Origin of the sequence: Pseudomonas putida (assembly GCF_005080685.1) — a bacterium.
Lineage (GTDB): Bacteria > Pseudomonadota > Gammaproteobacteria > Pseudomonadales > Pseudomonadaceae > Aquipseudomonas > Aquipseudomonas putida_V.
This window is the reverse complement of sequence record NZ_CP039371.1, coordinates 2014287-2032074: the sequence shown is the minus strand read 5'-3', so window position 1 is coordinate 2032074 and position 17788 is coordinate 2014287. Positions and strand designations below refer to the sequence as shown.

The window sequence follows — 17788 nt, the reverse complement described above, 5'->3', positions numbered from 1 at the left end:
GTCAACCCTGCAGGCGCCGGCGCGCCACCCAGGCCAGCAAGCGCCAGATCACGATCCCCAGCAACAACATGCTCAGCACCGCACCGAGTGCAAGCAATACCGGGTGATGGGAAAGGTGGAACCACAACAGCATCCACCACGGCAGGTGGCCGACATAGTAGGTATCGCCCACGTAATGGCTGGCGACCCCGCTGCTGCGAATCAGGCTCACCGATCCGAACACGTAGTCGTTCAGCCGTCCCGGATCGGTCAGGGTATCGCGCAGCAGCTGGTAGTCACCGTCATCGCTGGCCAGCAGCGCGACGATGCTGCGCTGGCCATGGAACGGCGACTGCAGCCCGGTGATCGCGGCAATCGGGGCACGTGCCGTGACATTCACCTGGCTCACCGGCTCGCTTCGCCCTCCTTCGCGCAGGCGCTGCGAACTCGGCACGTTGGTCGACCAGGGCGAGCGGGCCTGACGCAGCCAGTCGCTGGAGCGGCTGAGCAGCAGGTTCAGTTGGCGGCCATCACGCAGCTCCTCGGGCAGTGGCCCGAGCAGCAGCAGGTCGGCATCGGCCGTGGTGGCACTGGCCCAGTCATCCGACAAGGTCAGGCCCAGCGCCGGATAGCCGATCCGAGAGGCCATGCCGCCGACCAGGTCGAGCAACGTGCCGACCTGCATCGGGGTGGGTTTGGAAGGCACCAGCAGCAGAGTCTGCGACAGATCGGCCAGGCGGCTGTAGGGGAAGGCACTGCGGGCGAATGCGGCCAGGTCGGGCATGGCGATGTAGTGGTAGTAGCCCGACAGGTCGATGGTGGAGTTCTCATCGATGGCGGCGCGCACGTCGGCCGGCAGGTAGGTCTGGCACTGGCCGTTCTGCGCATTGCCGATACGGCTGGCGAAGCTGAAGTCGTAACGCAGGCGGTTGCGGTCGCCGACCTTCAACGCCGGCACCAGGGTCTTGTCTTCCAGGGTCGAGGCATCGCCGGGCAAGAGGTTGGCGCGCAGGGTCTGCAAGGCACTGCCGAACCCATCGGAGCCGGGCAGCGGGATGCTGCCGATGAACTGGTCGTTGAGGCTGATGGTCAGGCGCGACTCGTCGGTGACCACGGGCGGTGTGTAGCGATACAGCGTACGCAGCGGCACGCCCTGGTTCCGCCAGACGAACAGGTCCGGCGGCAGGTTGATCGACAACTCGATGGGCGCGGGACGCAAGCCGCTGACCTGCAACTGCCCCGGGTAGTCGAGCAGTTCTGCCAGGCGCACCGGGCGGTCGGTGGGCACCCAGTTGGGCGCGTCATAGGGCTCGCGGGGCTTGAGCGCCTCGACCTGGTCCACCGCCACCTGCGACCCGCGGAACAGGTCGGTGCCCACCGCCAGCGCCGAGGCGGCCTTGACCAGGTCTTCCTCGTTGCGCCCAAGCACCAGCAATACCTTGGCGTAGCGGTTGTCGGGGTGGCTGATCTGCTGGATCACCGGCCCGGCCACATCCGGGAAACGCGCCTTGTCGGCGAGAAATGCCGGTCGATGATCGTTGGTGGCGAAAACGATGCTGGGCAGCGGTTGCTCGCCGCTGGCCGCCGGCAAGGTGTCGAACAGCACCGGGAAGGTCGCCATGCGCCATTTGGCCAGGCTGCCGAAGTAGGAGGCGATGATCGCAGCGGCCTTCTGCTCGCCAAGGCTGGGGCTTGCGGCGAAGACCATGGGGATTTGCACCTTGCCGGTGTCGCGGGCATCGAAATACGGCAGCGGGAAGTAGGCCAGGTCGTTGTCGGTGACCAGGGCCTGCTCATCGACGATGATCCGGCTCTCGCGGCTGAGGTTAAGCCACAGCGAACTGTGCGCGGGGTCTTCGCAGATGTCGGTGTAGTGGCCGACGAACTCCACGCGGACCCGGTTGAAGTCCTGCACCAGCTTGGGGTCGAGCTTGATCTTGTGGTCGCGCTGTACGCCGATGTCGTCTTCGGTGATCGGCACCACGCCCATCATCGCGTCGTTGAGGTACACCCGCAGGTGCGACAGGCGCGGCACCAGCGCAGGCGACGGGGTGAAGCGCAGATCCAGCTCCACGGCCGAGGCCAGGCGGTCGCGGCGCAGGCCGAACTCGACCTGGTCGCTGTTGCGCACGCCCATCAACAGGCTGTCCGAACCGCGGCCCAGGGCCTCGAAGGTCTGGTTGCGCACCCAGTGCGGCACGCCGGGCTGCGGCGCGGCCTCGCTGGCCTCGGTAGCCTCGCCGGCCTGAGGAACCGCAGCGGCTTGCGGCGCCTGTGGTGGCGAGGTCTTGGCCGACGGTGGCGCCACGGCGGGCGCAGCGATGGCCGCATTGAACAGCAAGGCCAGAACCAGCAATGGCAGGCGCGGAGCGATCATGTCGAGCTCTTCCGTAAGTCAGGTGAAATGGAATGCGGCGCCCGTGGCAGGAAGCTCGCCAGCCAGCGCGCCAGCGCTGCCATAGGGCGCAACGGCAGGCGAATCCAGGCAGGGGCGTACTCCAGCACGCGGTAGTAACCTGTGAACCCCAAGGCCAACACGTCGAAGAAACTGCGCAACGGGCGGTCCGGTACGTGGGCGTCGGTCCAGTTCAGCCAGTTGTCGGCGCGGGCGAAGGTGCATTGCACGTAGTCGATGCGTTGCTGCTGATCCAGCACCGCCAGGCTGATGCCCAGGTTGCGCCCACGGGCACGCACCACCTGGCCGGGAAAGACGTATTCGCGATCGGCGCGTTCGAGCACCAGCATGACCTCGGTGCCTTCGGCCAGGTCGCGCGTTTCGGCAAGCTCCAGGCCAACGCCACCATCGGAGTAGTCGGTCAGCACCGCTGGGTAGAGATGGCCGTCAGCCACGCGCAAGGCCGCCGGCAACCTCGCCGGTACCCGGTGATAGCGGCGCACCTGGTGCACCTCGGCGGCAACCGCCAGGGCCGCGCCGATCAGCAGCATGTTGTAGATCACCCACAACGAGCTGACCATCACGGTGCCGTACTCGTTGCTCGGCCCATAGGCGAAGCGCCACGCGGCGAAGCCCAGGCCGACGAAGTTGATCGCGGCCAGCCACAGGTAGGGCCTGGCCACCTGCCAATCGAGCTGGTCGCTGTCGGTCTGGCCGCCCTTGAGGGTGACGTTGAACGTGCCGCGCTTGGGCGCGAACAAGGCCACCAGGGTCGGCCGCACGATGTACCAGGCCAGCACCGACTCGTACACCTCGCCCCAGAAGGTCTGCCGGTACGGGCCCTGCACCCGCGAGTTGACCATGCTGGCATGGACCATGTGCGGGAGCACGTACAGCAACAGCAGAAAGGCCGGGGCATAGATCACGTAGGCATGCATCAGCAGGAAGGCCAGCGGCGCGGTGAGGAATATCAGACGCGGCAGCCCGGACAGGAAATGCAGCATGGCGTTGGCGTAGCAGATCCGTTGGAACAGGCTCAGGCCTCGGCCGAACAGCGGGTTGTCGAGGCGGAAGATCTGCACCATGCCGCGCGCCCAGCGAATGCGCTGGCGCACGTGGGCTGCCAGGCTGTCGGTGGCAAGCCCCGCCGCCAACGGGATGCGAATATAGGCCGAGTTCCAGCCATGGCGGTGCAGGCGCAGCGCGGTGTGGGCATCCTCGGTGACGGTCTGGGTGGCGAAGCCGCCGATTTCGTCCAGTGCGCTGCGGCGCAGCACCGCGCACGAGCCACAGAAGAAGGTCGCGTTCCACAGGTCGTTGCCATCCTGCACCAGGCCATAGAACAGCTCGCCCTCGTTGGGCTTGCGGCGGAACGAGCCCAGGTTGTGCTCGAACGGGTCGGGCGAGAAGAAGTGATGCGGCGTTTGCACCAGCGCCATCTTCGGATCCTTGAGGAACCAGCCGACGGTCATCTGCAAGAAAGCACGCACTGGAATGTGGTCGCAGTCGAACACCGCCACCAGCTCGCCGCTCAGTTGCCCCAAGGCGTGGTTGAGGTTGCCGGCCTTGGCCCCGCGGTTGTCCTGGCGGTCGATATAGCCGATACCCACCTCATCGGCGAAGGCCTTGAAGCTGGGGCGCGCGCCATCGTCGAGCAGATAGATGCCGAGCTTGTCGGACGGCCAGTCGATGCCTTTGGCGGCCATCACCGTGGTGCGGATCACCGACAGGTCTTCGTTGTAGGTCGGGATCACCAGGTCCACGCTCGGCCACAGCCGCTCGTCCTCGGGCAGTGCCGCGACCGGTCGGCGCAGCGGCCAGATGCTCTGGATGAAGCTGAAAATCAGGACGATCCACGAATAGGTCTCGGCCAGCAGCAGGGTCAGGCCGAGCACCAGGTCGAGGCTGTTGGTCCAGTTCAGGGTCGAGGTGTAGCGCCACCACAGGTAGCGGCAGGAAATGGTGATCGACAGAATGATCAGCATCAGCGTCGGGAAACGTCCTGGCATGTAGCGCATGAGCATCGCCAGCAACCACAGGGTGAGGACGAAAGCCAGTTGCGCGGCGATATCGAACGGCGAGGTGATGCACAACACCGCAACCACCAGGCCGAGGGTGCCGAGCGCCCAGTAGAAAACCCGTTGTGCTGTGCTGCCACTGGCCTTGAGCCGCTGCTGGGTGCGTGCCAGGGTGGCGCTGTGACCGATACGCTTGGGCAGCGCACGCATGCTCCGGGCGATGCGACCGCGCACCTCACCCAGCCGCGCCAGCGACCAGGCGCCGCTGCGGCGCAAGGTGCGCATGGCCGCGCCACGGCCGACATCGGCGCCCGGTGTCGCCGCGGCGGGCGCACCACCAGCAACCACAGGGTCTGGATCGGCCCGCGCAGCAAGTCGCCCAGGGTCGGGCGCTTGTCCGCCAGTTGCGGGTAGAACTGCTCGCGATGGCGCAGGACGCTCTGCCATTGCGGCGAGTCCAGGCGCAGCACCACCCAGGCCAGGGCCAGCGCGGCGCTCAGCACCCCAGCGGTGAGCGGCCGGGCACCCCGTTGGCGATACTGACGGTAGGCGACCAGGCGCAAGCTGCTCATCGCACCGCCCCCCACTGGCCGATGCACCAGGTGGCCAGGCTGCCGACATCCCGGGCGGCCAGGGAATCGCCGGCGTAGTGCCCCAGCGGGCTTTTCCAGGCCAGCGCGCCGGCCATGGCTTCATCGCGGTGCACCACTTGCGGCGCCAGGCGTGCGCCGAAGCGCTCACGCCAGAGCAGCAACAGGTCGCGCTGCAAGGGGCTGATCGGGTCGAAGCGATTCAACAGCAAGGTGCCCTGCCCCGCCATGTCCAGGCTGAGCAAGGCGTGGCAGGCCGCATCGGCCTCGAGCACACGCAGGTATTCGACCTCACCGCCCAAGCCCGGCATGGCCAACCCCGGCACTGCTGCGGGAAGGTCGAGCAACAACCAGTCGAAGTGCCGGCGCAACTGGCCCAGGCGCTGTGGCCAAAGCGCTGCGCCAGCGCCATGGGCTTGGCCCATTTGGCCCAGCTCTGCTGCCTCGAGCCGCCCGTGGGGCAGCAAATAGAGTTCGTCGGCCACCTGCAGCAACGGCTCGCTCCAGAGCTGACCATCACACTCCGCACGGGCCCAGCCCTCGGTAGCCTGCAAGGCATGGTTACAATGCAGCCGCAGCAGGTTTTGCGGGCACAGGTCCAGCAGCAGCACCCGCTGCCCCAGCCGGCGCAGGGCAAACCCCAGCGCCGCCACCAGCGACGTGGTGCCGACGCCGCCACGCACCCCGCTGAGCGCCAGCACCGTCATGCGGCGAACGTCCCGTCGGGCGCGGGCGCGTCGAGCATGGCCAGCCCCTCGCTTTCCGCCAACAACGGCCAGCGCGCGCACACCGCTCGCAGTTCGGCTGCACGGGTAATGTCGTGGTAACGCAATCCCTCATCACCCAGGCGCTCCTTGAGCTGGGCGATGTCATCGCTGCCTTGCAGGCGATCATCAGGTTCCATGTAGGCTCCTTCACAGAGTCATTTCGGATACGGCATCCACTGCGACTGGCCCTTGAGCTTCACATAGGGCAAGCCCTGGAACTCCACCACCGCCGAGTCGGAGTTCTCCGAAACCGGGGCGGTGGTCGGCAGGTCGTGGATCAGCGCGGGCAGGTCGAGCGCCCCACCCTGCTGCGCATACAGCCGCGAAACCACTTCGGAGACAGCCAGGTAGCTGGTTTGCGTGGTCACGTGCAGCGGCCCCTGGGAGTCGTCCTCGCCCATGTTGATCAGCTTGATACCCACCGGCACGTGGGTGATCGAGCGCGAAGGAATCTCGCGCATGCCGGAAATCTGCATGCGGTCACCATGCACCGCGGCGCCGTGCTCGGGCACGAAGACCAGGGCCACGCGGCGGCCGCTCTGCTGCATCAGGCTGATGAAGTCGTCGATGTCGTTGAGGAAGGTTTTCGCCCGTTCCTGGAACGACGCCCGCCGGGTGCTGCCGTCGGGGTTGGTGATGCGGTTGCCGTCGTGCAGGGTGATGGTGTTGTAGAACAGCGAAATGGCCGGTTTCTGCTCCTTGAGCCGGTGCTGCCACCAGGCCTGCAGGATGTCCTGGTCGCGGGCGATGTTGGCGCCATCGTAGGCCTTGAGCGCCGCCGGGAAGTCGTCGCTGTCCATCAGCCGCTCCGGCAGGTGCTGGCCGGCGAGGAAGGTCAGGTACTTGCGGGTGATCGGACCATTGTGGTTGAGCATCAGCTCAGGGCTGTAGCCGAGCTTGGCGAGGTTGTCGAACAGCATGCACTGCTCGTTGGCCGGCTCGTAGAGGTCGACATGATGCGGCTGGCCGCAACTGGCACGCAGCATCCGGATAGCGGCCGGGCCACTGTAGGAGGTGGCCGAGTTGAAGTTGTCGAAGACGATGTTCATGCGCCGGAACAAGGCGTTGTCGCGCATGCCGGCGTCTTCCAGGTCGTCCCAGGCCAGCGAGCAGACGTTGAGCACCAGCAGGTCGAACGGCTCGCCCTTGTCGCTGCGTGCCGGGAAGCGCGACACCTTGCCAGCCTGGTCGCGGTAGAACTGGTCCAGGAAATCGTCGATGGCGTTGCTGCTGGCCGGTCCGCTGGCCGAGCCCTGGGTACCATCGGCATTGGCCACCGCCACCGCACTGGGGGCGACCGCCGGCAGCGCCCCGGCCAGGTACACCCACAGCAGCAGCGTGACGTTGAGCAGGGTCAGGCGTAGCCAGGGAGCGATGAACAGGTAGGCCAGCACCAGGGCGAGGATGATCCCGACCACGTCCCAGTTGACGAAGCGGCTGAGCAGGTCGGCCACGTAGGCCCAGGAAAACGCCAGCACCTCGGACTGCTCGAACAGCCGGCGGAACGGCGGGTACCAGGTGTCCTTGTAGAACAGCGCAACGCCCAGCGGCACGGCGATCACCTGGCGCAGGCGCGGCAGCCACACACCTGGCAACGGCAGCAGCAGGCCGGTAGCGAACAGCAGGTTGAGCAATGCGTTGAAGTCGAGCAGGCCCATCCACAGCAGCACGAACTTGGCCAGGAAATACAGATTCCAGTGCCCAAGCTCCGGCCAATGCACCCCCTTGCGCGCGGCCAGGGCTTCACTCATGCAGCCGCTCCTGCGTGGCGCCCGGTGCATCGGCCTGGGGGGTGGTCGCGGTCACCCGGCGCCAACCGCGCCCGACCAGGTGGCGGGTCGGCAGTTGTCGGCGCAGCCAAGGTGCCAGGTGCTGGAACAGGGCGAAGGCGAGCATGGCTGCCGGCGCGGTCAGCAGCGCGGTCAGGCCGATCACCCAAAGCAGCAACTCCTGGGTCATCGGCGTACCTCCAGGCTGTCCAACCTCGCTGGCGTCGGTCGCAGGGCCTGGAACACGGCCTTGGCGTTCTCCTCGTCATCCTGGGCCGGAGCAGGTGGCAACCGCTCGGCGGGCGCCCGATCGGACAGAAACTGCTTGCCCGGCAACACGCTGTAGGGCGTGAGGATGTCGAAACCGGCCAGCAGTTCTTGCCAGGGCAGGCGCAGCACATTGCGCAGCGCCGCATCGAGCGCCGCCTCGCTGCAGGCGAACAGGAACAGGTAAAGCTGGCCACCGGCGACGCAGGCGATGTCGCCATTGCGGCGCAATGCCAATTGCTGCATCAACTGTTCACCTTGCAGCGCCGGCAGCGGTTTAAGGCGCAACAGCTGATTGCGCACCTCGGTACCGGCCGTGTTGTCGGTCATTTTCTTCACCGCAGCGGCAAAGGCCTTGGGCGACACAGCGCCGCGCACCGGCAAAGGTCGCAGACGCTGCAGTACCGCCGACGGCTCATCGGCCAGGTCACGACGCCAGTGATGCCCTTGGATGGAGCGCAGCAGGGTGAGAAAGCGCAGGAATGCCGTACCGGCCGGCACGACCAGGTTGGCACCATTGGCCAGCAACAGTTGTTCGTCATTCTGTCGCAGGGTGGGCAGCATCTCGCGCACCAGCAGTTTCAGCGAGCGGCCGCAATGCTTGCGCAGTCGATACAGCTCGCTGGCGAGCGCCGGCACCTGGCCGTTGCTGGTGAGGGCGAACACCACCGTCGCCACCTGGGCCTGCAGGGCCCGTTCGATGAACGCATCGTCTTCCTCGAACAACTGCCAGAACTTGGTCGGCCGTGGTTCACCGCCCAGGGCCGCGGCTTGCGCGAGCACCAGGCGCTGGTCGTCGGCGGTCGGCGGCACGTCTTCGGCCTGAGGCACCTCCATGGCCCGCAGGTTGTCGCCTTCGAGCGGCATCAGGTAGTCGTGGGGGCCGTTGACCCCGGCTTCGTTGCTCCAGAAGTGCTGCAGCAGGTGCCGTGCACCTTGGGTGATGTAGATCTGCCCTACACCGGAGACGCTGTCGTTGTAGCGCAGCAGCATGTCGAACAGCGCCGGCGGCGGCTGGTCGCCCACCACCAACAGGGTGCTTTGCACCCGCGCCAACCAGGCCTGGGCGCGCCGGCACCAAGTGGCCAGCGATTCGGCGACCATCTCGTCCCAGCCCTTGAGCGACACGCGCACGACCCACAGCGCTCGATTGCCGCCGCGCACCCGCGGCACGTCCTTGAGCAGGGCCAGGATCATCGGTACCGGGTCCTGCGGTTTGAGATCGAACAGCCCGAGTCGGCCAGGCCCTTGCGCGGGGTCGATGGCCGCGACCAGGTCACGGGCGGAACCTGCGGCATTGACCAGCACCGCGCGCACCGAAACAGGCTGCGCGGCGAGCACCTGACGACTCAGGCGGTCGGCGGTTTCCTGGGTTTCGCAAGTCAGCCAGTAAAGGCCACCGACGCGCATGCCCGCTTGTCTCTCGGGCAGCCCGGGTACGGCCAGGGTCGATGCAAACAAAGCGGGCCACCTCCAGATGGCAAGATCCGTCCAGACGCCGCAAGGTCCTCTGCGAAAGCAGATGCGGCTAACAAGTTCCGTTACCCAGATGAATGTAGACGTATTCCTGCGCTTTGCATTGCAGCGGGCGGTGTAGAGGCGCTGTCGCGGCGGATTGACGCAGGTGCCGGCGGTCGATCGCCTGCGGCGTCCGGCCCTTTTTCGCTAAAGCGTCGCCACCGGGCTTCGTCATGCTTAGGCCGGTGTTCGACAACGCCGCCCGTTCATTTCTGGAGATAGACCATGCTTCGCACTGCCGCAGCCCTGGCTGCACTGACGCTTTCCGGTTTCGCGTTTGCCGACGCCCAGTGCTCGGTGACCATCCATGGCACCGATCAGATGACCTACGACCTCAAGACCATCGCCGTACCTGCCAGCTGCAAGCAGTTTCAGGTGACCCTGGAACACCCAGGCACCCTGCCGAAGAACGTCATGGGCCATAACTGGGTGCTGAGTAAAAAGGATGACCTCAAGGGGGTGGTCGACGACGGCGCCAAGGCCGGCGAAAGCAATGACTACATCAAACCCGGGGACACCCGGGTACTGGCGCATACCAAGCTGATTGGCGGCGGCGAAACCGCGACGGTGACCCTGGACACCCAGAAGCTGAAGAAGGGTGAAGACTACCTGTTCTTCTGCTCCTATCCCTTCCACGCCACCCTGATGAAGGGCTCCCTGACCATCGAAGGCTGAGCAGGTCGCGGTGGTTCCCCCGAGAGGTAACCACCGCCGATGGCATCCTTCAGAGGCCGTCGCGGCGAGGGCCGCGCGCCAGGTGGCGGGCGAACCACGGGCGGCGCTGGGGCACGCGCTGCATCAGGCGATCGGCCTCCTGCTCGGGGCTGAAGATGACCTGCAACGCCAGCTTCATGGTCTCGATGTCCAGTTCGCTGCCACCCCCGTTCGGCCTGCCCCAGGCACCACAACCCTGGCTCGATGGCCCCAGCCACGGATCGGCCACGCATACCCAGCGCCCCGGCGCGAACCAGGGAATGCCCTTGACGGTGAGTTGCCGCACCTCACCTGGATGCGCCTGCTCATGGGCCAGGAACCAGTCGTTGATTCGGTCGTCGATCCAGCCATGGAACGCCCAGAACACCGGGTTCACGTGGGAAGAAAACGGATCGCCGAGAAAATCATTGTCGGCCGCGAACCAGCGTTCGGCGAAGTCGTAGTTGCGCCGCGCATACGGCATCGGCCAGCCGCTTTGCGGATCACGGCCCATGGCCGACCAGCGCATGTGCAACCAGTCATGGATGCCCAACTCGATGCGCGAGCCCAGCTCGCCCAGGCACAGGGTGCTGAGGTACTGCGGGTCATGCAGTTGCGACTCCCACAACTGGAAATTGGCGTACAGACCTTCACGACTCTTGATGTGGTACAGCCACTGATTGAAGTGTTCATCGCCATTGGCCTGCCAGCCCGGTGGCACGCTGTAGCCGCTGCGGTTGCTCACGTAGTCGGCGAACGCCTGGACGTTCTCGCTGACATAAGGCCGAGGGGTCGGCATGCTCGGCCACGAGCGCAGGTCCTGGACCTCGCGCACGCCATGCAGCATGTGCCGGTGCATGAACAAGAAGTCCTCGCCCGAGCCGTTGCTGTGACGCTCATGGCCACGGGCATTGCGTTCCTTGCCCAGTGGCCCGGCCTGCCAACCCAGAGCCCGGACGGCCTGGCGGCGCGACGCGTCGATGCGATGCCAGCGGTCGCGGGCCGCGTGCCATAGCTGGTGAAAGTAGCGCCAGCCTGGCGAGATCAGGCGCTCGTGCAATTCAGGCACATAGGCCAGCCGCTCACGCGCCTGGACGAAGGGCCGGCGCTTGGCGACGAAACGTGCCTGAGGCCCGGAATACCCGGCTTGGGTGCCTGCCGGTCGCACCTGGCCACTGATCGTCGCCTCGCCGCCGCCCTGGCTCCACACCGTCCAGATCTCGTCCAGCACCGCCTCGCAGTCATACGCCTGGCCAGACGCCGCCACCAGCTTGAAACGCACATGGGGCAAGCGCTCTGCGGCCAAGGGGCCATAGACCTGCAAGCCGTCGCCATACGGCGGCGCCCCGAGAAAGCCGCGCACCGCCCGCGCGCCCTGGCCCACGTCCAGCAGCAGCTCCAGTGGCCGGCCAGCTCGGCAAGCGCCTGCTCGCCCTCCAGCAAGTGCCAGTCCCAGATCCCGGCCAGGCGTTCGCCCAAAAGCGCGTTGGGCAAGTCCGCGACCTGCACCGTGGGCTCGTCGGATGCGAGCTCGGCCTCCTGGGCCGCGACCCATTTCTGCCGGGCGTAATAACCCGCGGGCAGCAGTACACCGGCGGCCCCAAGACCGGCCAGCAATCCTCGACGTGACACCTTCATCCACTGTACTCATTACGTGACTACTGCTGCGAAAACGAATGGTTGTCGAGGCGATTTAGGCATTTGTAAATTCTTCGCGCGTCGGCTCGTTTCACCCAACAAGTTCGAACGGCATGGGGCCGTCCTGAAAGCGGGTCGAAATGGCAATGACGAAACACCGGGTTCTATCGCGCAAGTGGCCATGGTTGGTGGTCTTGGTTGTTCTGCTGACAGGCGCAGGCGTCGGTGCCTGGTGGTACTGGGTGTACCTGGCCAAGCCCCATTTCAGCCGCGACATCGAGCAACGCGCCAATGCCTTGCAAGAACGCATCCTGGCGCTGGACGCCCACCTGGATGTGCCACTGAACTTTGGCAGCGAAGGCCGCGAAGCCGACCGCGACGGCCCGACCCAGTTCGACCTGGTCAAGGCCGGCAAGGCGCGCCTGCGCGGCGCCAACATCGCCATCTGGTCGTGGCCCGAGTTCTGGAGCGGGCCCAACTGGCCGCACCGCCCTACCGAGGGTTTCCAGGCGGCCATGGCCAACGAGCTGGAGGTGCGCTACAAGATCGTCACCGGCATCGCCCGCGACTTCCCCAACCAGGCCGGCATCGCCTACAGCCCTGCGGACTTCCGCCGCCTGGCGGGCGAAGGCAAGTTCGCCATCGTCATCAGCATGCTCAATGCAGCGCCCCTGGGCGACGATATCGACAAGCTCGACCTGTGGGCCGCGCGCGGGGTGCGGGTGTTCGGCCCTGGCTACGTGGGCAACAACAGCTGGGTCGATTCCGCCCGCCCGCTGCCGTTCCTCGGCGACTCGGTCGACCCCTTGGGCGGCCTGTCGGACATCGGCCGCCGCGCCGTGGCCAAGCTCAACGACCTGGGCATCGTCATCGACGTGTCGCAAATGTCCAGCCAGGCCCTGGCCCAGGTCACGCACCTGAGCCGCGCCCCGGTAATCGCCTCGCACACCGGCGTGCAGGGCATGATGGACATCCGCCGCAACCTCAGCGACGCCGACCTCGCCAACATCAAGGCCACCGACGGTGTGGTCAACATCGTCGCCTATTCCAAGTACCTCAAGCCGTTCTCCCGCGAAACCATCGCCAGGATGAACGACCTGCGCGCTCGCTACGGCCTGCCCGACGTGCAGAACCAGACGCAGATGGGCACCACCACCGATCCTGTGTTCTCGATCTGGTCGGAGAAGAAGTTCGGCGAATTCCTCACGCCCTTCTACGACATCCTGCGCCAGGAGCCAGAGGCGACCCTGGCGGACTACGTCGACTCCATCGACTACGCGGTGAAGAAGATCGGTATCGACCATGTCGGTATCAGTTCGGACTTCAACGACGGCGGCGGTGTGATCGGATACCAGAACGTCGGCGAGAGCCGCAACGTCACCGCCGAGCTGATGCAGCGCGGCTACTCGGACGAAGACATCGCCAAGCTCTGGGGCGGCAACTTCCTGCGTGCCTGGGAAGCCGCCCAGAAGGCCGCCAAGCCGGCCACCACTCCTGTCGCTCACCTGAAAGGACACCCATGAATCGCCTCAACCTGCTGTTTGCCCTAGGTTGCCTGTCATTGTCGGCCCACGCCGCGGCTGCCGACCCCACGGAGCCAGGGAAGGTCTTCACCGACTGCAAGAAGCATTGCCCGGAAATGGTGGTGCTGCCCGCGGGCAGTTTCGTGATGGGCACCCCGAATGATGAGGTCGGCAAGCAGGACGACGAGGGCCCGCAGCACACCGTCACCTTCGCCCGCCCGTTCGCGGTCAGCCGCTTCAACATCACTGCCGAACAATGGCAGGCCTACGCCGAGGCCACCGGCACGGTACTGCCCGACGGCGACCTGCGCCCCGGCCGCCTGTGCCAGAACGGCAAGCCCCATTACGCCCAGGGACCACGCCAGCCTGCAGTGTGCATGACCTGGTTCGAGGCCCGCGACTACATCGCCTGGCTGGCCAAGACCACCGGCAAGCCCTATCGCATGCTCAGCGAGGCAGAACGCGAATACGCTGCCCGCGCAGGCTCCAAGGGTGCGTTTCCGTTCCCGTTCGACAAGGAAGGCGAGTACGCCATCAGCAAGCATGCCAACGTCTACGGCCCCGCCGACGGCTTCTCGTTCACCTCGCCGGTCGGCAGCTTCCCGGCCAACGCCTTTGGCATGTACGACATGCACGGCAACGTCTACGAGTGGGTAGAGGACTGCTGGCACACCGACTATGTCGGCGCTCCCGCCGATGGCAGTGCCTGGACCACCGGTGGCACCTGCGAGCATCGGCAGATCCGCGGCAACGACTACAGCGAACCGGCGATCTTCTCGCGCTCGGGCAACCGCAACGAGCGCAAACCCGAAGTGCGCGGCGACTGGTTGGGCTTTCGCGTGGCCCGCAACCTCGACGGTGCCGACGAGGACTGATCTCACAGGAGAACTACCATGACTGCCTTGAGCCGACGCAACTTCGTCACCACCGCAACCCTGGCCAGCCTCGCCCCCGCCCTGCCCGCCTGGGCAGCCACTGGCGCGGCGCCAAGCATCAAAGGCCCGCTCGCTGGCGATGACATCGTTCGCCTGGATTACAACGAAAGCCCTTACGGACCCACACCGTCTGCAGTCAAGGCGATGGAACTGGGCGCCCGGCACAGCGGGCGCTATGAATACGAGCAGCAGGTACGGTTGATCGAACTGTTCGCCAGGCAGAACCAGGTCCCCGTGGACCATGTCGCGGTGTTCAGCGGCTCACGCGCGCCCTTGCAGTACGGGCTGGCGAGCTACGCAGGCGAACGCAGCGTGGTCATCTGCACGCCCACCTACGATTCGGTAGCCGCCGGCACCAAGGCCATCGGTGCCGTCTTGCACGAAACGCCCCTGGATGCCCGCCACGCCCATGACGTGCGCGCCATGCTCGCCGCCGACACCCAGGCTGGGGTGCTTTACCTGTGCAATCCGAACAACCCGACCGGCACCCTCACCCCACGCGCCGACATCGAACAACTCGTCGCCCAAAAGCCGGCGGGCTGCCTGGCGATCATCGACGAAGCCTATATCCATTTCTCCGATACCCAGCCCTGCCTGGACCTGGCAGTGCAGCACGATGACGTGGTGGTGCTGCGTACGTTCTCCAAGCTGTATGGCATGGCGGGTGCGCGGTTGGGGCTGGCGGTCGGCAAGCCTGACGTGCTCGCGGCGCTCGAACGCTTCAATGGCCGCAACTTCATCAGCCTGGCCGCAGCCCTGGGTGGCATCGCCAGCCTGGAGCAGCCAGACCTGGTGGCCGAACGCAAACGCACCAACCGCACCAACCTCGACAGCACGCTCGCCCGCCTGCGCGCTGCCGGCTACACCTGCACCGACGCCCAGGCCAACTGTTTCATGGTGGCCCTCAAGCGCCCCGCCGCGCCCGTCATCGAGGCGTTGGAAGGCAGCGGGGTACGCGTGGGCCGCGTGTTCCACGCCTGGCCAGACTGGATGCGCGTGAGCGTCGGCAGCGCAGAGCAGATGGACGTGTTCGTGCGGTCCTTCTTGCGCGTCATGCAGCACGCCTGAATTCACTTCCCTCAAGGAGCCCGCAAATTGACGAAGCCCAGCGAGACATCGACATGACCCGTGCATCGAACAGCCTGACCGGCGAAACCTGGCGCATCCTCAAGCCTTACTGGCTGGCGGTACTGGCCTCCATCCTGATGGGCATCGTCAGCGGGTTGAGCGTGACGACGCTGCTGGCGACCATCAACCATGCCATGAACGAAGGCCCCGGCCCCACCGTGCGCCTGGCGCTGCAGTTCGCCGGGCTTTGCATGCTGACACTGGGCTGCTCGACAGGATCGCGGCTGTTGACCAACTACGTCGGCCAGCGGGTGGTGCGCAACCTCAGGCGCGAGCTGGCAGGCAAGGTACTGGCCGCTCCGATCGAACAGCTCGAGCGGTTTCGCGGGCACCGGTTGATTCCGATCCTGCTCAATGACGTCACCACCATCAGTACCTTCGCGTTGTCGGTCGCGCCGATGGTCATCGCCTTTACCGTCACCCTGGCCTGCCTGTGCTACCTGGCCGTACTGTCCTGGCAGATCCTGCTGTTGACCGTGCTCACCGTGATGGTGGGGGTCGGCGCCCAGTACATCGCCCAGCGGTTCGGCAACGTCAGGCTGGCCCAGGCACGCGATGGCGAGGACGAACTGCAGGGCTACTACCAGGCGATGACCGACGGCGCCAAGGAGCTGCGCATCCAGCGTCCACGCCGCTGGCACCTGCGCGACGAGCTGATCGAAGGGGTCACCGAGCGCATCGCGCAGGCCAACATCCGCGCGGCGAACATCTTCATCAGCGCGGAAACCTTCGGCTCGATGCTGTTCTTCGCCGTGATCGGCGTGGCCATCGCGTTCCAGGTGCTGTGGCCAGCCGCCGAACGCACCGTGCTCGGCGGCTTCGTGTTGGTCATGCTGTACATGAAAGGCCCCTTGGAGCAATTGGTACTCAACCTGCCGATGGTCAGCCGTGCCCGTATCGCCCTGGCCCGCGTGGCCGATGTTTCCTGGCGTTTCTCGTCACCGGAGATCCAGGGGCAACCTGGCCGCCCGACCGCCCCTGCCCCGTTCCAGCAGCTCGAACTGGCTGCGGTGCGCTACGACTACCCGGTGGTCGAAGGCAGCGAGCCCTTCAGCCTCGGCCCGGTGGACCTGAAAATCGAGCGTGGCGAGATCCTGTTCATCGTCGGCGAGAACGGCTGCGGCAAGACTTCGCTGATCAAGCTGCTGCTGGGGCTCTATCCCCCGCAAGCAGGCGAGGTACGCGTCGACGGGCGCTGCGTCAGCGACGCGCAACGCGACGATTACCGCCAGTTGTTCACCACCATCTTCGCCGACCATCACCTGTTCGACGACCTCAGCCCCGAAGCGCTGGACAAGCCTGAACGGGTGAGCCGCTACCTGGAGCGCCTGGACATCGCCCACAAAGTGAGCCTGGTGGGCGGCAGCTACAGCACCACGGCGCTGTCCACCGGCCAACGCAAGCGGCTGGCCCTGGTCAATGCGTGGCTGGATGAACGCCCGGTCCTGGTCTTCGATGAATGGGCAGCCGACCAAGACCCTTCGTTCCGCCGGGTCTTCTATACCGAGCTACTGCCGGAGTTCAAGCGCCAGGGCCGAACCGTCATCGTGATTTCCCACGACGATCGCTATTTCAATGTCGCCGACCAGTTGATCCGCATGGACAAGGGTCGCGTCACCACCGAACGCGTCGCCGCTCCCCTGCAGCCGGCATGACGCCCCTTTTTCAAGGAGGGTTCCTATGAGCAAGCAGAAAATCGCCTACCTGTGGTCGCTGCGCAATGCAGCAGCCGACAAGGCCGGTCAGATGGTGCCGTACAAAGGCGAACAGCGTTACATGAAGTCGGTGCTGGAGTACCTGGTCGAGCAGTTGGAACATACCGAACTGGGCGATCACTATCACCTGGAGACGATCATCTACGATGACGATGCGCAATCGCCACGTGACCGCGAACACCTTGCCGAGTATGGCTTCAGCCATGACCCTGGCCAGCGTTGGTTCTACCCGGCGCAACTGCAGGTACAGGGCCGTTCGGTCAACGACCTGCTGACTCCGATCCCTTCGTCGTATCGCAGTCTGCCCCTTGGCTCCAGTGACCGGCCAGCAGGCAAGCACGCTTTCGAGCAACGGCTGCTGCAGCATTTGCAGGCCTTGGAGATCGATCTGGTGGTGGTCGACGGGTTGCTGGTGATTCTCGACGAACTGGTGCGCCCGACCAGCCCCTACTACCGCCGCATGATCAACATCCACCCAGGCATTACCCGGCTGGAGTCGCCTTATGAGCGTCGTGGCGCCTACGCGACCCTGGACGCCCTGAGCGGTGCCCGCGGACGCAAGGTGGTGGACTGGGTGACGCGGGAGGAGATCGACGTGCCGGTGGTCGACAAGACCGGCGCCTCGCTGCATTACATGGATACCGGTATCGACTCGGGCGAGGTGATCCATGATGTGCTCAATACGCCTATCGCGGCGCAGGACACCATTCTGGAATTGCGCTGGAACAACTTCAATCGCAGCCTGTTCCCGGCGTTGAGCGAGGGGATGATGAAGCTGGCCATGGCACGGCAGGAAAGTCTGGCACCGGCTTGAGGCGGTTAGGGTAGTGAGGAAAGCCCCCGGTCTTGTGGC

At 65.7% G+C, this 17788-nt stretch carries 13 protein-coding genes and 1 pseudogene; 6 read left to right on the top strand and 8 right to left on the bottom strand.

Going from position 1 to position 17788, the window contains the following annotated elements; translation table 11 throughout:
- Position 1: 1 nt before the first annotated feature.
- From bcsB to E6B08_RS09410, 7 genes are all read right to left on the bottom strand, one after another.
- A complete protein-coding gene (bcsB, locus tag E6B08_RS09440) occupies positions 2-2356 on the bottom strand; it encodes a cellulose biosynthesis cyclic di-GMP-binding regulatory protein BcsB (RefSeq protein ID WP_136913760.1) in 2355 nt (784 codons plus the stop codon).
- A complete protein-coding gene (bcsA, locus tag E6B08_RS09435) occupies positions 2353-4677 on the bottom strand; it encodes a UDP-forming cellulose synthase catalytic subunit (protein WP_416194377.1) in 2325 nt (774 codons plus the stop codon). The genes bcsB and bcsA overlap by 4 nt, the downstream gene beginning before the upstream one ends.
- Positions 4678-4960: 283 nt before the next feature.
- Positions 4961-5689 carry a cellulose biosynthesis protein BcsQ gene (gene bcsQ / locus E6B08_RS09430; RefSeq protein WP_136913758.1) on the bottom strand — a complete coding sequence of 243 codons (729 nt, stop codon included), beginning with the start codon at positions 5687-5689 and terminating at the stop codon, positions 4961-4963.
- Positions 5686-5886 carry a cellulose biosynthesis protein BcsR gene (gene bcsR, locus E6B08_RS09425; RefSeq protein ID WP_136913757.1) on the bottom strand — a complete coding sequence of 67 codons (201 nt, stop codon included), beginning with the start codon at positions 5884-5886 and terminating at the stop codon, positions 5686-5688. The genes bcsQ and bcsR overlap by 4 nt, the downstream gene beginning before the upstream one ends.
- 18 nt (positions 5887-5904) lie before the next feature.
- Complete coding sequence (gene bcsG, locus E6B08_RS09420; RefSeq protein WP_136913756.1) at positions 5905-7500, bottom strand: cellulose biosynthesis protein BcsG; 1596 nt, start codon at positions 7498-7500, stop codon at positions 5905-5907.
- Positions 7493-7708: a cellulose biosynthesis protein BcsF gene (locus E6B08_RS09415; RefSeq protein ID WP_136913755.1), complete on the bottom strand. Its 216-nt coding sequence runs from the start codon at positions 7706-7708 to the stop codon at positions 7493-7495. The genes bcsG and E6B08_RS09415 overlap by 8 nt, the downstream gene beginning before the upstream one ends.
- Positions 7705-9246 carry a BcsE family c-di-GMP-binding protein gene (locus tag E6B08_RS09410; RefSeq protein ID WP_136913754.1) on the bottom strand — a complete coding sequence of 514 codons (1542 nt, stop codon included), beginning with the start codon at positions 9244-9246 and terminating at the stop codon, positions 7705-7707. Before E6B08_RS09410 ends, E6B08_RS09415 begins: the two co-directional genes overlap by 4 nt.
- Before the next feature lie 282 nt (positions 9247-9528).
- Here E6B08_RS09410 and azu point away from each other — a divergent pair, with 282 nt between their 5' ends.
- Positions 9529-9978 carry an azurin gene (gene azu / locus E6B08_RS09405; protein WP_136913753.1) on the top strand — a complete coding sequence of 150 codons (450 nt, stop codon included), beginning with the start codon at positions 9529-9531 and terminating at the stop codon, positions 9976-9978.
- A gap of 49 nt (positions 9979-10027) precedes the next feature.
- Here azu and E6B08_RS09400 read toward each other — a convergent pair.
- A pseudogene (locus E6B08_RS09400) lies at positions 10028-11634 on the bottom strand (PvdJ/PvdD/PvdP-like protein).
- A 146-nt stretch (positions 11635-11780) separates the two neighbouring features.
- Here E6B08_RS09400 and E6B08_RS09395 point away from each other — a divergent pair.
- Genes E6B08_RS09395 through E6B08_RS09375 form a run of 5 tightly spaced genes read left to right on the top strand, consistent with a single transcriptional unit; the run spans position 11781 to position 17749 of the window.
- Positions 11781-13157 carry a dipeptidase gene (locus tag E6B08_RS09395; RefSeq protein WP_136917365.1) on the top strand — a complete coding sequence of 459 codons (1377 nt, stop codon included), beginning with the start codon at positions 11781-11783 and terminating at the stop codon, positions 13155-13157.
- On the top strand, positions 13154-14032 hold the full coding sequence (locus E6B08_RS09390) for a formylglycine-generating enzyme family protein (RefSeq protein ID WP_136913752.1): 879 nt from the start codon (positions 13154-13156) through the stop codon (positions 14030-14032). Before E6B08_RS09395 ends, E6B08_RS09390 begins: the two co-directional genes overlap by 4 nt.
- 18 nt (positions 14033-14050) lie before the next feature.
- Positions 14051-15160, top strand: a complete 1110-nt coding sequence (locus E6B08_RS09385; protein WP_136913751.1) for an aminotransferase class I/II-fold pyridoxal phosphate-dependent enzyme — start codon at positions 14051-14053, stop codon at positions 15158-15160.
- A gap of 53 nt (positions 15161-15213) precedes the next feature.
- On the top strand, positions 15214-16875 hold the full coding sequence (locus tag E6B08_RS09380) for a cyclic peptide export ABC transporter (protein ID WP_136913750.1): 1662 nt from the start codon (positions 15214-15216) through the stop codon (positions 16873-16875).
- A gap of 25 nt (positions 16876-16900) precedes the next feature.
- Positions 16901-17749: a N(5)-hydroxyornithine transformylase PvdF gene (locus E6B08_RS09375; RefSeq protein WP_136913749.1), complete on the top strand. Its 849-nt coding sequence runs from the start codon at positions 16901-16903 to the stop codon at positions 17747-17749.
- Positions 17750-17788: the final 39 nt, after the last annotated feature.

Bases quoted from the DNA above. Each gene is read 5' to 3' on its own strand.
- bcsB (WP_136913760.1), bottom strand. From the start codon at position 2,356: ATGATCGCTCCGCGCCTGCCATTGCTGGTTCTGGCCTTGCTGTTCAAT.
- bcsA (WP_416194377.1), bottom strand. From the start codon at position 4,677: ATGCGCACCTTGCGCCGCAGCGGCGCCTGGTCGCTGGCGCGGCTGGGT.
- bcsQ (WP_136913758.1), bottom strand. From the start codon at position 5,689: ATGACGGTGCTGGCGCTCAGCGGGGTGCGTGGCGGCGTCGGCACCACG.
- bcsR (WP_136913757.1), bottom strand. From the start codon at position 5,886: ATGGAACCTGATGATCGCCTGCAAGGCAGCGATGACATCGCCCAGCTC.
- bcsG (WP_136913756.1), bottom strand. From the start codon at position 7,500: ATGAGTGAAGCCCTGGCCGCGCGCAAGGGGGTGCATTGGCCGGAGCTT.
- E6B08_RS09415 (WP_136913755.1), bottom strand. From the start codon at position 7,708: ATGACCCAGGAGTTGCTGCTTTGGGTGATCGGCCTGACCGCGCTGCTG.
- azu (WP_136913753.1), top strand. From the start codon at position 9,529: ATGCTTCGCACTGCCGCAGCCCTGGCTGCACTGACGCTTTCCGGTTTC.
- E6B08_RS09395 (WP_136917365.1), top strand. From the start codon at position 11,781: ATGACGAAACACCGGGTTCTATCGCGCAAGTGGCCATGGTTGGTGGTC.
- E6B08_RS09390 (WP_136913752.1), top strand. From the start codon at position 13,154: ATGAATCGCCTCAACCTGCTGTTTGCCCTAGGTTGCCTGTCATTGTCG.
- E6B08_RS09385 (WP_136913751.1), top strand. From the start codon at position 14,051: ATGACTGCCTTGAGCCGACGCAACTTCGTCACCACCGCAACCCTGGCC.
- E6B08_RS09380 (WP_136913750.1), top strand. From the start codon at position 15,214: ATGACCCGTGCATCGAACAGCCTGACCGGCGAAACCTGGCGCATCCTC.
- E6B08_RS09375 (WP_136913749.1), top strand. From the start codon at position 16,901: ATGAGCAAGCAGAAAATCGCCTACCTGTGGTCGCTGCGCAATGCAGCA.